Genomic DNA, 12,985 nt, shown 5'->3' on the forward strand with positions numbered 1-12,985 from the left:
GATTAGCTTTTCTTCACAAATTCAGATTTTAATTTCATTTGTCCAAAGCCATCAATTTTACAATCAATATTATGATCGCCTTCCACTAAACGTATCCCTTTAACTTTTGCACCAATTTTGAGCGGCGTTGAGCTACCTTTTACTTTTAGATCTTTAATGACTGTCACTGAATCCCCATCGGCTAATAAATTACCATGGGCATCTTTAACAATCAGCTCATCGCTATCAGTTGTTGGCTCAGCATCGTTCCATTCGTGGGCACATTCAGGGCAAACATACATTGCCCCATCTTCATAGGTATACTCTGAGTTGCATTTAGGACAAGAAGGTAATGACATAATAATACTCTCAAATTTTTTCAAAATGGGAAGTGATTAATCGTCACAAAGAGGATAACACTTGCCCGATAAACAAAAGGACACATTATCGTTTTAGCGTAAAAAGTCTAATATGATGACCCAAATGACCAAAAATAGTATTGCCACAGATAATGCGAAAGAATAAGAGTATAATAGATCTGATAGAGTTTTGCATCTTTCATGGATTATTGGATAAAAGATGAGAAAAAGTAGATTAAATATAGAAGGTAATACACAAAATAATAAGAAATAATATCATTTAAAAACATAAATTAACTTATTGATTTTATAATTATTTATTTTGTTAACTTAGATAAAATAACTACTCTCTCTTTAAAAGAGAGTATCAGTAATAATAGTGTTAATCTTCTTGTTGTTATTTTATAAAATTTATCACCAGCCTCGTTCAATCAGTTTGGGGGTCTGAGTTAATAACGGTCCAATCCTCAATTCTTAAACCATCAACTCTTTCAAATTCTCGAGTATTATTGGTAACGACTATTAGCCCCTTACTTCTAGTATGTGCTGCTATATGTAAGTGGTTATCACCAACGTGTTTTCCCTGTTTTTCTAGTGTTGCTCTAATGTCTCCATAATGAAAAGCTGCTAAGTCATCGTAAGATAAAACAGTCAGTCGAGAAACAAAGTCGTTAACCGTAGCTAAGTTTTTGGCTGGATTTACACTTTTTTCAGCACCAAAAATGAGCTCAGCGAGTGTAATTGTAGAAATAGCTAATTGTTCAGCATGTTGGTTGAATTTTGGTAATAAAAACTCAGGCTTGCGTTTAATAGTGAATATAACAATAATTTGTATCTAATAGATATTTAATCATAAAAGGATCCTCTTTCACTTGTGGCTTGATCAGGCCTTTCAGATAAGAAATCATCTGTTACAGACTTTTCTGATAAGAAAAAGCTATCCCATGCATTTTGTATAGGTGTGATTATTCTCTCTTTGCCTTTGACGCGAACAAAAACTTCTTTTACATCATCCGGAAATCGAGTCTCAGCGGGTAATCGAACATTTTGTGTTCTATTGCTCATAAATACTTTGCCATACTGGATCATAGTAATAGCTCCCATAAAAACTGCCATATAGCAGTTTTTATAGGATACCAAATAGGTTGTGTGAAATATATACACAACCTATTAACCTATTAATGTAAAAGATTATTTCCTATGAGCTATCACCGAGCCTCGTTCAATCAGTTTGGGTGTTAACACTAATAGATTGGCTTGTGCTTCAATATCTTCCATACGACGTAATAATTGGCTTACAGCAAGTTTGCCCAATTCATCTTTGGGTTGATGAATAGTCGTTAAAGGGGGGATCATATAAGAGGCTAAATCGATGTCATCATAACCGACGATAGAAATATCATCAGGTACACGTAGTCCTTTTTGATAAATCGCTTGGTAAGCACCGACCGCCATTGCATCATTACAGGTAAATACGGCCTGTGGTTGTATAGGGAGTGAGAGCAGTGTTTGCATTGCACTAAAGCCACCCGCAAACTCAAAATCACTGGTTAAAACCAGCTCTTTACGAATGGGTAACCCAGCTTGTTGCATCGCATTATAGTAGCCTTGTAGGCGATGTTTAGCGGGAAGTTTATCTTGGGGACCCGCAATACAGGCGATGTCAGTAAAACCTTTTTCAATTAAATAATTCGTGGCTAATTCTCCCCCTAATAGGGAGTTATCTTGAATAATATCGCTACTGTATTCAAATGGAGACCAATCCATCATCACCATGGGTAACCGTGGATAACGATTTAATACTTCACTTGATGGTGCGCGGGCTTCAGTACACATTAATAACAGCCCATCGACACGCTTTTGTAGCAAGGTTTCCAGGCTAGTATCCATGCGCTCATAGTCGCCTTCGGTGTTGCATAAAATGAGGCTATAGCCTTGTTCATAGCAACTTCGTTCAACACCTCGAACGACTTCAGCATAAAAGGGGTTATTACTGGCGGTAACTAACATCCCTATGGTACGTGTGCAGTTCATTTTTAAACTACGAGCTAATGCTGAAGGGGCGTAATTTAAGGTTGCTATTGCATGATTAACCTTTGCGCGGATACCTTCACTCACATAACGATTGTTATTGATAACATGGGAAACGGTGGATGTTGAAACACCCGCTAAACGGGCGACATCTTTCATTGTTGCCAAAATATTATGCTCGCTCTGCTAAAAATGACTTAATTTCATCACGCCAAGGGACGGAGGATTGCGCGCCATGACGTGTCACTGCAATTGCCGCGGCTGCATGGGCAAAACGGATCGCATCATGAGCTGATTTACCTTCTAATATCGCTGTAACAAATGCACCGTTAAAGGTATCACCTGCGGCAATAGTATCAACTGCTTCAACACGAAAACCGGGAATGATCATACCGGTGCCTTGTTCACTAAACCATACTCCACGACTGCCTAAAGTGATTAAAACGTGTTTTATGCCTTTGCTGTGCAAAATATTAGCCGCTTTAGCTGCACCCACTTCATCATGCACAGAAATACCGGTTAATATTTCGGCTTCTGTCTCATTTGGCGTAATAATATCAATAAAACTCAGAAATTCATCAGATAACGGCTGTGCAGGAGCGGGATTTAAAATCACTTTTGTTTGATGTGCTTTGGCTTGTTTTGCTGCCTCAAAGACAGTGTCTAGAGGGGATTCTAATTGCATTAATAAAGCATCTGCTTGTTCAATAATATGACGATACTGATGCAAATGGCTTGGAGTGAGTGCACTATTTGCTCCGGCAACAATGCTAATGACATTTTCGCCTTGTTCATTAACTAGGATCATTGCTACACCTGTAGGTGTCTTGGGAATAATACGAATTGCATCAGTATCAATATTATCTGTTTTTAATTGAGCGATGATTTCGCGACCAATAGCATCATCTCCCACACAGGCTATAAACGTGATATCGGCACCACTACGTCCACAAGCGACGGCTTGATTTGCCCCTTTACCACCAAATGCTATTTTATAGTCATGACCAATCACGGTTTCTCCGGGCTTGGGAAATTGTGCAATATTCATAATATGGTCAACATTGATGCTACCTAAAACAGCAAGGCGGGGAGTTGTCATAGCCTTTTATCCTTTGAAAGCCTAGTTTATAACGAAACTAACCACGCAGCGAAAGTACTACGTGGTTAGATGGGTGATTATTTTTGAGTGACTAATTCAAGCTCAACAGGAATAGTGGGATCCACTTTTTCCCCTTTCAGAATTTTATCAGCGGTTTGAATACCAATAATACCAATTTGATCGGGGCGTTGTGCAATAGTCGCACCTAAAACACCTCGGTTAACCGCTTTAATGCCATCATTTGTGCCATCAAAGCCAACGACTAAGACATCGGTACGACCTGCTGTTTGTAATGCACGCAATGCCCCTAATGCCATTTCATCGTTTTGAGCAAATACCGCTTGCACTGAAGGATTAGCGGTTAATAGATTTTGCATAACATTAAGGCCTTTAGTACGGTCAAAGTCAGCAGGTTGGCTTGCTAATATATTAAGTTTGTGAGCATCAACAGCTTGTTTAAAGCCTTCTCCACGCTCACGAGAAGCGGAGGTTCCGGCGATCCCTTCTAGTTGGATCACTTTGGCATCATTACCCACTTTTTCCGCAATATAATCTCCCGCCATTTTTCCTCCTAGGCGGTTATCAGAAGCAACATGGCTAACAACCTCACCTTTATTGGCTACTCTATCTAGGGTTACTACAGGAATTTTAGCTTTATTTGCCATTAACACGGCATTACCTACAGCATCAGAATCCGTTGGATTAATGAGCATTAAACGGGTGCCTTTTACGGTTAAGTCCTGCACATTTGCCAATTCTTTGGCCGGATTATCCATTGAATCAAGTACGACTAAGTCATAACCTAATTTATCCGCCTCTTTTTGTGCACTGTCTTTCATGGTGACAAAGAAAGGATTATTGAGCGTTGAAATAACGAGGGCGATAGACTCTTTTGCTAATGCATTGGCACTTATGGTAGCGCTTAGAGCAACCACTGAGAGAAGCGTTGCTATTTTTTTTAGTTTCATAATATATTCCTGTCGGGGTTCGGATTAAGAGAAAGCGTATTATTTTTTGTTATCAACCAGCACGGCAAGTAAGATGACAACAGCTTTGACTATCATTTGATAATTGGATGATATGCCTAATAAATTGAGTGCATTATTGAGAAAGCCTAAAATTAACGCACCAATAAGTGTGCCCATTATGCGTCCTTTACCGCCAGCAAGACTGGTACCACCTAAGACGACAGCGGCGATAGCATCCAGTTCATAACCATTGCCTGCCATTGGTTGGGCGGAAGAAAGACGAGCAACTTCAATGACACTGGCAAGGGCCGCTAATAAACCGCAAAGCGCATAAACAATAATTTTGATTTTATCGACACTAATACCAGATAAACGGGTTGCTGCTTCGTTTCCTCCAAGGGCATAGATATAGCGACCCAAGCGTGTGTGATGCAATACATACCACGCGCTTAAAAAGACAATCATCATCAGCCAAATAGGGGTGGGGATCCCAAAGGGGCGTCCAATACCAAACCAGCTAAACAGGTCGGCATTATCGCTAAATCCTGTATTTATTGGACTGCCATCAGTATAAACACGCGTGACACCACGCAATAACAGCATCATCACTAATGTGGCAATAAATGCCTGCACTTTACCTTTAGCGATAATGACACCTGTAACGCCACCAATAGCGGCTCCTAATGCTAAAGCACCGACAACAGCCACTAACGCATTAACATCAGCCCCTACCATAGAAGCAGCAACAGCACCGGTTAAAGCGAGTAATGAGCCTACCGATAAATCGATACCAGAAGTTAAAATGACTAATGTCATACCCACAGCCATAATCGCGTTAACAGAGGTTTGTTGTAGGATGTTAAAAATATTATTTAAGGTAAAAAAATTCGGGCTGAGTGTTGAAACCACGACAATAAGCAACAATAAGGCAATGAGTGATTTTTGTTCTAATAACCAAGCCTTAGAGAACCATCGTTTTGACGCTGGTATTGATTTTGTACTCATCTCAAACTCCTACTGTAGCACCATATTGTTTACCAACAGCCGCCGCCATTAGCATCTCTTGTGTGACATTATTGGCAGAAAACTCACCGCTGATACGACCTTCATGCATAACTAAAATGCGGTCACTCATTCCCATTACCTCTGGCATTTCTGAAGAGATCAAAATGATGCTTAATCCCTCTTGTTTAAACTTATTAATTAATTGGTAAATCTCTTTTTTCGCCCCCACATCGACACCGCGGGTAGGCTCATCAAGAATAAGCACTTTAGGACGAGTCATTAGTCCGCGAGCAATAGCGACTTTTTGCTGATTACCGCCTGATAAAAAACCAATGATCTGATTGATGGACGGGGTTTTTATGTTGAACAATTTAATAAAGTCACTGACAGTTAATTGCTCTTCTTTATGATTTAAGATCCCCATAGTGCGACTAAAATAAGGTAGCGCCGTCAGTGACATATTCTCTTTTACTGACATACCTAGCACTAAACCATCGCGTTTTCTGTCTTCAGAGATATAAACAATACCTTGGGCAAGTGCATCTGCAGGCTTTTTGATCTGACAAATTTTACCTTCTAACGCCACGCTACCTTGTGTTTTTGGCAATGCACCGTAAATCATTTTCATTAATTCAGTACGGCCTGCGCCCATTAACCCTGAAATACCTAAAATTTCATTTTCATGTAGGGAAAAGCTGACATCATGTATATCTGCACCACTTAAGTGAGAGACATTAAGTTTAGTTTTTCCTGCAGGAATATGGATGCGAGGGTATTGATCTTCTAATTTACGGCCTACCATCATTTCAATAAGTGTCTCTTCTTGTAGTGAAGAAACGGGCTTTTCGCCAATAAATTGACCATCGCGCAACACAGTGACATCATCACAAATATCAAAAATTTCTTTTAATCGATGTGAGATATAGACAATGCCACAACCTTGATTTCTTAATTCAGTTATCACACTAAACAGAGAGCGAGTTTCGGTGTCTGTCAATGCATCTGTCGGTTCATCCATAATAATCACTTTAGAGCCAAAACTGAGTACTTTGGCAATTTCAACCATTTGCTGATCACCAATGGATAATTCAGAAACTAAGCGATGACTGCGATAAGGAAGGTTTAAGCGAGCAAGTAATTTATCCGCTTCTGCATACATTTTTTTCCAATCAATGGCACCAAATGCACGGGTAAACTCGCGACCTAAAAAGATATTTTCTGCAATGGTTAATTCAGGGATAAGATTGAGTTCTTGATGGATAATACCTATTCCGGCTTCTTGAGAAGACTTAGGACCATTAAAAGAGCAACGTTCCCCTTGATAAATAATTTCACCTGCGTCTTTTTGGTAGATACCTGTTAGCACTTTCATTAGTGTGGATTTACCTGCGCCATTTTCACCAACAAGTGCCATCACTCGGCCAGGATAAATTCGTAACGTCGCACCAGATAATGCTTTTACGCCTGGAAATGATTTATCAATATTTTTTAATTCAAGTAATGCTTCCATATTGGCCTCAGAAAGTCACACCAGAAAACAGCACGATATTGGCATAAGGAGAGCATTCACCTGTTCTTATCACCGCTTTATTATCTGGAAGTTGTGTTTTAAATTCTTCATGAGTGACATAAATGATCTCGATAGGTTTTTTTTGTTGTTGTTCTAATAAATGCAAATAACGGGTTATCCCACTAAAAAGAAGTGGGTTTATATTTTTAATTTCTATGGCAAGCATAACGGCTTCGACTTGCATTTCATGGGTGATCGTTTGTAACACTGACATAAAGTCAGGGATCCCCTGAGTTAAAGCAAGATCGATACGCTCAACAGAGGAGGGTATGGGTAATCCAGCATCTGCAATCGTTATTTTGTCAGTATGTCCTAAACGTGCAATTACGCTAGAAATTGAACTATTAAGTAATACACCTTTTTTCATCTTTGCCTCCTCAGCGAAACGTTTCGCTGTTCTACATAGTAGGAAATGAAAATAGGAAAACAAGTTGGATTTATTTATATTGTGAAGGTGATCGAAACGTTTCGTTAAAGGAAAGAAAAAAGGAAAAATCTAACTGATTGAATCAATTAACGCTGAATGGATTTAATTTTAAAATTGATAAATTACAGTTAATTTCATTAAAAAGTGATCTTTAACAAGATTTGAAAATAATTAAAAAAGAAAAGAAATAAGGGCAGTTTTTACAAGAAAATAAAGTCAGAATTTATTAACCTTATCAATAGTCTCTCCGGCTTTACAAGCAAGAGAGACTTTTGAAATATTAGCTCAAAGAATGAGCCTGATAAGCTTTAATCGATTTTTCAATGCCTGTTGCATCAAGTCCTAAATCGGCTCTGATCTCTTCTTGTCCACCTTGTGGCACAAAAAGATCAGGTAACCCTAAATTGAGTACGGGCACTAAACAACGCTCTTGCATTAATAACTCGTTAACGCCGCTACCTGCGCCACCCATAATGGCATTTTCTTCTAAGGTGACCAGTATGTCGTGTTGTTTGGCAAGAGAAAGGATCAGTTCTTTATCTAGTGGTTTGATAAAGCGCATGTCTGCAACTGTTGCATCCAGTTTTTCTGCAACATCTAAGGCTTCGGGTAATAAGGTTCCGAAGTTTAAAATTGCAATACTTTTACCTTGGCGACGAATAATACCTTTTCCTATAGGAAGTTCGCTCAGCGGTTGTAATAGCGCACCAACCCCTGATCCTCTAGGATAACGTACAGCGACAGGCCCTTCTTGATAATGGTAACCTGTGTGCAACATTTGGCGACACTCATTTTCATCGCTAGGTGCCATAATAATCATATTAGGGATACAGCGTAAGAAAGAGAGATCAAAAGCTCCTTGGTGGGTCTGACCATCCGCACCAACAATGCCACCACGATCGATAGCAAAGAGTACCGGGAGTTTTTGGATAGCCACATCGTGGATCACTTGATCATAAGCGCGTTGTAAGAAGGTGGAGTAAATAGCCACGATCGGCTTATAACCACCAATGGCTAATCCAGCAGCGAAGGTGACGGCGTGTTGCTCCGCAATTGCGACATCAAAGTATTGTGCGGGGTACTCTTTAGAAAAGCGCACCATACCAGAGCCTTCACGCATAGCAGGGGTGATTGCCATTAACTTTTCATCAGTGGCGGCTTCTTCACATAACCAGTCCCCAAAAATTTTTGAAAACGTCGGGCGTGCATTCGGGCTTTTAGGTAAAGTACCTGTCTTTGGATCAAATTTAGGTACCGCATGCCAACTGATTGGATCTTGCTCTGCGGGAGCGTAACCCCGACCTTTTTTGGTCATAATATGTAAAAGTTGCGGCCCTTTTAGATCGCGCATATTCGTGAGCGTTTGTACTAAAGCAATAACATCGTGACCATCAACTGGACCAATATAGTTAAAACCTAACTCTTCAAACATGGTGCCGGGCACAACCATGCCTTTAATATGTTCTTCTGTCTTTTTCAGTAATTCTTTAATTGGGGGAATACCAGAAAAGACTTTTTTGCCACCTTCACGTAGCGTGGTATACAGTTTGCCAGATAGAAGTTGTGCAAGGTGGTTATTTAGTGCCCCGACATTTTCTGAAATCGACATTTCATTATCGTTAAGTACCACTAGCATATCTGGATTAATATCACCGGCATGATTCATGGCTTCAAATGCCATTCCTGCCGTAATTGCACCGTCACCAATCACACAAACAGTCTTTCTGTCTAGTTTTTCTTGCTCTGCAGCAACAGCCATACCCAGTCCAGCACTGATAGAGGTGGATGAATGACCAACACAGAGTTTGTCATATTCACTCTCATCACGCCAAGGGAAGGGATGTAAGCCGTTTTTTTGACGAATAGTATCAATGCGATCACGACGACCCGTTAATATTTTATGAGGATAAGCCTGATGGCCCACATCCCAAATCAGATTGTCAAAGGGAGTTTTATAAACGTAATGAAGCGCAACCGTTAACTCAATAGCACCTAAACCTGAGGCGAAGTGACCACTTGAGCGGCTGACACTGTTAAGAAGATATAGCCTTAGCTCATCACAGAGTTTAGGTAAACTCTCTTTTGGTAATAGGCGTAAATCTTCGGGTGTTTCAACCAACGCCAATGTGGGATATTTTTCGATATCAATGCTCATGTGATGCCTATTAATTAATGACTTGTAATAGGGAAAGAGCAGGTAAGCTGCTCTTTTTATTTTTTATTAGTTTTTCCGTTCTACGATAAAATTCGCTAATTGTTTTAGCGTAGAGGTATCGTACTCGTATTGTTCAAGAAACGCTAAGGCATCCAATGCTTCGTTATACAATTCCTGTGCTTTCTTTTGTGCTTGTGCTAAACCAAGTAGAGCCGGATAAGTACTTTTTCCAGCTTCTTGATCACTTCCCTGTCGCTTTCCAGTCTCTTCAGTGTTCCCAATAACATCTAAAATGTCATCCTGAACTTGGAAAGCCAAGCCTATAGAGTGGGCATATTTATCCAGTGCAGGTAACACATCGTGCCCTTTTTGCCCTGCGCTAAGTGCCCCTAGGCGAACCGCTGCACGAATTAACGCACCTGTTTTATGTAAATGAATTTTCTCAAGAGCGACAAGATCAATTGATTTATCTTCGGCATCAAGATCAAGTGCCTGTCCACCACACATACCCGCTAAACCACTGGCTGTGGCTAATTCAGCAATCATGGCTACGCGATCGGCAATGGCGACATCAGGCATCGCATTTTTGGCTAAAATTTCAAAGGCCAAGGTTTGTAATGCATCACCCGCTAAAATGGCATTGGCTTCGCCAAACTCAATATGACAAGTGGGTTTTCCTCGACGTAAATCATCATTGTCCATTGCAGGTAAGTCGTCATGGATCAGTGAATATGCATGAATACACTCAATAGCGGCTGCTGGCACATCAAGATTAGCAACAGGTACGTTAAACATTTCTCCTACCGCATAAACGAGAAATGGGCGTAAACGTTTCCCCCCCAAGAGTGCTCCGTAGCGCATTGCTTGGCTGAGTGGCATATCAGAAAAAGGCAACGTTTGTAGCGCTTGGTTGAGTGCTTCATCAACACGCTGATGTGCAGAATGTAATTTTTGACGGAACGCATCCGTACATAAAGTTGCGTTACTCAATTATTCAGCCTCTTGGATAAAATCATCAGGTGTAGCGTCATCATCCTCTTTGAGTAAGATGCGAACACGTTGTTCAGCATCTTGTAATGTTTTTTGTCCCACACGAGCTAAACGAACACCATGTTCGAACTCATTAAGGGCCTCTTCTAAAGGTAATTCACCTGATTCTAAGCGGTTAACTATTTGCTCAAGTTCTTGCATCGAAGCTTCAAAACTTGGAGTTTGCGTGGTGTCTTGGTTAATTGATGTCGTTTTTTTAGCCATAATATTTTTGATGATAAAGCATGTTAGCTGAATAATAGTGATCATCTTACTACAATTGAGAAGAAAATTTCTTATTCAGTCAGCGATTTTTGCGGGTGAGGCCTAAATATTGGTGATATACTTTGTGACTTTTATAAACTCCAGTCAATTAATATCACTGTAGTTTATGTCTCTACTTAATAACCTATGACCATTGACTATGAAGTTTATTATTAAATTATTCCCCGAAATCACGATCAAAAGCCAATCTGTTCGTATACGTTTTATCAAAATTCTGACCAGTAATATTCGCAATGTATTAAGTACATTAGGTGATGATATCACGGTTGTTCGCCACTGGGACAACATTGTGGTTGTCAGTAAAGACGAAAGTAAAAGCGAAGCGGTGTGTGATGCGCTAACTCGTATCCCAGGTATTCATCACTTTTTACAAGTTGAAGAGCATAGCTATACCGATTTACATAATATTTTTGAACAGACCTTTGCTGCCTTTGGTCATTTAGTTGAAAACAAAACGTTTTGCGTAAGAGCTAAACGCCGTGGTAAACACAGTTTTACTTCTAATGAAGTAGAGCGTTATGTGGGTGGTGGTTTTAACCAACACGTTGAAAGTGCAAAAGTAAAATTAACTCGTCCGGATGTGACCATTAATCTAGAAATTGAAGATGATAAGCTGATCCTAGTTAATGCTCGCTATGAAGGTATTGGTGGTTTCCCTATTGGTACACAAGAAGATGTATTATCACTTATCTCTGGTGGTTATGATTCTGGTGTATCAAGTTATATGTTGATGCGCCGCGGTAGTCGTGTTCATTACTGCTTTTTTAATCTTGGTGGTTCAGCCCACGAAATTGGCGTTAAACAAGTTGCACATTATCTTTGGAACCGCTTTGGACGCTCTCATAAAGTACATTTTGTTGCCGTTGATTTTGAACCCGTTGTGGCAGAAATTTTAGAGAAAATTGATGATGGCCAGATGGGGGTTGTTCTGAAACGTATGATGGTGCGTGCGGCATCTCGTGTTGCTGAGCGTTATGGCGTACAAGCTATTGTAACAGGTGAAGCATTAGGGCAGGTTTCTAGCCAAACATTAACCAATCTACGTTTAATTGATAATGCGACGGATACCTTAATTCTGCGTCCTCTTATCACACACGATAAAGAAAATATCATTAATATCGCTCGCCAAATTGGTACGGAAGATTTTGCTCGTACTATGCCAGAGTTTTGTGGTGTTATCTCCAAGAATCCTACAGTAAAAGCGGTTAAAGCCAAAATCGAAGCTGAAGAAGAAAAATTTGATTTTTCTATTCTCGATAGTGTTGTTGAAAATGCTAAGAATATGGATATTCGCCGTATTGCTGAAGAGACGGTACAGCAAGTAACAGAAGTTGAAATGGTCTCTGAGTTTGCAACGAATGACGTTGTACTGGATATTCGCTCTCCAGAAGAGCAAGAAAACTCACCATTAAAATTAGAGTGTGTAGATGTTAAAGAATTACCATTTTATAAATTAAGTACACAATTTGGTGATTTAGATAACAGCAAAACTTATTTGCTCTATTGTGAGCGAGGTATGATGAGTCGTTTACAAGCACTGTATTTACGTGAACAAGGCTTTAATAACGTAAAAGTGTATCGTAAGAAGTAATATAGTTATTTTTTATGAAAGTCGTATTAATAATATAATAGAGATACCCCCAATAATTAGGATGCTAATATGATTTTGGGGGGATATATTAAAATGCAGTGTTTATTAAAAATTATTTTGAAATTCTTCAGCCCTTTTTTCCAACTCTGCTAGGAATGATGTTTTTGCTAACTCGTGTGCATTAGGTGACATAATAGCAATAATTTTATATCTATTTGGGTAAAGCCAATGTTGACAATAAACTAAGTAATGATTTGATTTTCTTTGTATTTGAGGCATATTTTCATGCCACTTAGGTTCATTAGGTATTCTGATATGTATTTTAGAAATGAGAGATTGACATAATTTCGCACTATTTTCCCATTTACCATCAGCACCTAAATAACAAGATAATACTTTTTTTTCTTTCCAAAGTTTTAATAATTTAGCGTATTCATTAGCAATAGTTTTATTTTCAATATCAGGATGTATTGAAATTTCGATCATA

At 39.4% G+C, this 12,985-nt stretch carries 13 protein-coding genes and 1 pseudogene; 1 reads left to right on the forward strand and 13 read right to left on the reverse strand.

Annotated elements, in window-relative coordinates:
* Positions 1-2: 2 nt before the first annotated feature.
* From ACYUCW_RS08935 to xseB, 12 genes and pseudogenes are all read right to left on the reverse strand, one after another.
* Positions 3-338 carry a zinc ribbon domain-containing protein YjdM gene (locus tag ACYUCW_RS08935; protein WP_460408412.1) on the reverse strand — a complete coding sequence of 112 codons (336 nt, stop codon included), beginning with the start codon at positions 336-338 and terminating at the stop codon, positions 3-5.
* A gap of 427 nt (positions 339-765) precedes the next feature.
* A pseudogene (gene vapC, locus ACYUCW_RS08940) lies at positions 766-1,192 on the reverse strand (type II toxin-antitoxin system tRNA(fMet)-specific endonuclease VapC).
* Positions 1,185-1,427 carry a type II toxin-antitoxin system VapB family antitoxin gene (gene vapB, locus ACYUCW_RS08945; RefSeq protein ID WP_004247212.1) on the reverse strand — a complete coding sequence of 81 codons (243 nt, stop codon included), beginning with the start codon at positions 1,425-1,427 and terminating at the stop codon, positions 1,185-1,187. The pseudogene vapC and the gene vapB overlap by 8 nt, the downstream one beginning before the upstream one ends.
* Positions 1,428-1,529: 102 nt before the next feature.
* Positions 1,530-2,537: a ribose operon transcriptional repressor RbsR gene (gene rbsR, locus ACYUCW_RS08950; protein ID WP_012367471.1), complete on the reverse strand. Its 1,008-nt coding sequence runs from the start codon at positions 2,535-2,537 to the stop codon at positions 1,530-1,532.
* 4 nt (positions 2,538-2,541) lie between these two features.
* Positions 2,542-3,468 carry a ribokinase gene (gene rbsK / locus ACYUCW_RS08955; protein ID WP_004245126.1) on the reverse strand — a complete coding sequence of 309 codons (927 nt, stop codon included), beginning with the start codon at positions 3,466-3,468 and terminating at the stop codon, positions 2,542-2,544.
* Between the two features lie 77 nt (positions 3,469-3,545).
* Positions 3,546-4,436, reverse strand: coding sequence for a ribose ABC transporter substrate-binding protein RbsB (rbsB, locus tag ACYUCW_RS08960; protein WP_004247214.1), 891 nt, complete (start codon positions 4,434-4,436; stop codon positions 3,546-3,548).
* A gap of 39 nt (positions 4,437-4,475) precedes the next feature.
* Positions 4,476-5,441 carry a ribose ABC transporter permease gene (gene rbsC, locus ACYUCW_RS08965; protein WP_004245124.1) on the reverse strand — a complete coding sequence of 322 codons (966 nt, stop codon included), beginning with the start codon at positions 5,439-5,441 and terminating at the stop codon, positions 4,476-4,478.
* Position 5,442: 1 nt separating this feature from the next.
* On the reverse strand, positions 5,443-6,951 hold the full coding sequence (gene rbsA / locus ACYUCW_RS08970) for a ribose ABC transporter ATP-binding protein RbsA (RefSeq protein WP_036908360.1): 1,509 nt from the start codon (positions 6,949-6,951) through the stop codon (positions 5,443-5,445).
* 7 nt (positions 6,952-6,958) lie between these two features.
* A complete protein-coding gene (gene rbsD / locus ACYUCW_RS08975) occupies positions 6,959-7,378 on the reverse strand; it encodes a D-ribose pyranase (protein WP_460408413.1) in 420 nt (139 codons plus the stop codon).
* 340 nt (positions 7,379-7,718) lie between these two features.
* Positions 7,719-9,593: a 1-deoxy-D-xylulose-5-phosphate synthase gene (gene dxs, locus ACYUCW_RS08980; protein WP_460408415.1), complete on the reverse strand. Its 1,875-nt coding sequence runs from the start codon at positions 9,591-9,593 to the stop codon at positions 7,719-7,721.
* Between the two features lie 66 nt (positions 9,594-9,659).
* Positions 9,660-10,583 (reverse strand): (2E,6E)-farnesyl diphosphate synthase, encoded by a 924-nt coding sequence (ispA, locus tag ACYUCW_RS08985; protein ID WP_049203422.1) that lies wholly within the window; start codon positions 10,581-10,583, stop codon positions 9,660-9,662.
* Entirely contained in the window at positions 10,584-10,847 is a 264-nt protein-coding gene (xseB, locus tag ACYUCW_RS08990) for an exodeoxyribonuclease VII small subunit (protein WP_004247215.1), read from the reverse strand.
* A 199-nt stretch (positions 10,848-11,046) separates the two neighbouring features.
* On the opposite strand from xseB, the gene thiI reads away from it, so the two are divergent.
* Positions 11,047-12,498, forward strand: coding sequence for a tRNA uracil 4-sulfurtransferase ThiI (gene thiI, locus ACYUCW_RS08995; protein ID WP_460408418.1), 1,452 nt, complete (start codon positions 11,047-11,049; stop codon positions 12,496-12,498).
* A gap of 105 nt (positions 12,499-12,603) precedes the next feature.
* Here the strand turns inward: thiI and ACYUCW_RS09000 are convergent, their stop codons facing one another.
* On the reverse strand, positions 12,604-12,984 hold the full coding sequence (locus ACYUCW_RS09000) for a type II toxin-antitoxin system YafO family toxin (protein ID WP_163748194.1): 381 nt from the start codon (positions 12,982-12,984) through the stop codon (positions 12,604-12,606).
* Position 12,985: the final 1 nt, after the last annotated feature.

It is taken from the genome of Proteus sp. MB838, from assembly GCF_054767435.1.

Excerpts from the sequence above, each read along its gene's own strand:
- ACYUCW_RS08935 (WP_460408412.1), bottom strand. The coding sequence starts at position 338 with ATGTCATTACCTTCTTGTCCTAAATGCAACTCAGAGTATACCTATGAA.
- vapB (WP_004247212.1), bottom strand. The coding sequence starts at position 1,427 with ATGATCCAGTATGGCAAAGTATTTATGAGCAATAGAACACAAAATGTT.
- rbsK (WP_004245126.1), bottom strand. The coding sequence starts at position 3,468 with ATGACAACTCCCCGCCTTGCTGTTTTAGGTAGCATCAATGTTGACCAT.
- rbsB (WP_004247214.1), bottom strand. The coding sequence starts at position 4,436 with ATGAAACTAAAAAAAATAGCAACGCTTCTCTCAGTGGTTGCTCTAAGC.
- rbsC (WP_004245124.1), bottom strand. The coding sequence starts at position 5,441 with ATGAGTACAAAATCAATACCAGCGTCAAAACGATGGTTCTCTAAGGCT.
- rbsA (WP_036908360.1), bottom strand. The coding sequence starts at position 6,951 with ATGGAAGCATTACTTGAATTAAAAAATATTGATAAATCATTTCCAGGC.
- rbsD (WP_460408413.1), bottom strand. The coding sequence starts at position 7,378 with ATGAAAAAAGGTGTATTACTTAATAGTTCAATTTCTAGCGTAATTGCA.
- dxs (WP_460408415.1), bottom strand. The coding sequence starts at position 9,593 with ATGAGCATTGATATCGAAAAATATCCCACATTGGCGTTGGTTGAAACA.
- xseB (WP_004247215.1), bottom strand. The coding sequence starts at position 10,847 with ATGGCTAAAAAAACGACATCAATTAACCAAGACACCACGCAAACTCCA.
- thiI (WP_460408418.1), top strand. The coding sequence starts at position 11,047 with ATGAAGTTTATTATTAAATTATTCCCCGAAATCACGATCAAAAGCCAA.
- ACYUCW_RS09000 (WP_163748194.1), bottom strand. The coding sequence starts at position 12,984 with ATGATCGAAATTTCAATACATCCTGATATTGAAAATAAAACTATTGCT.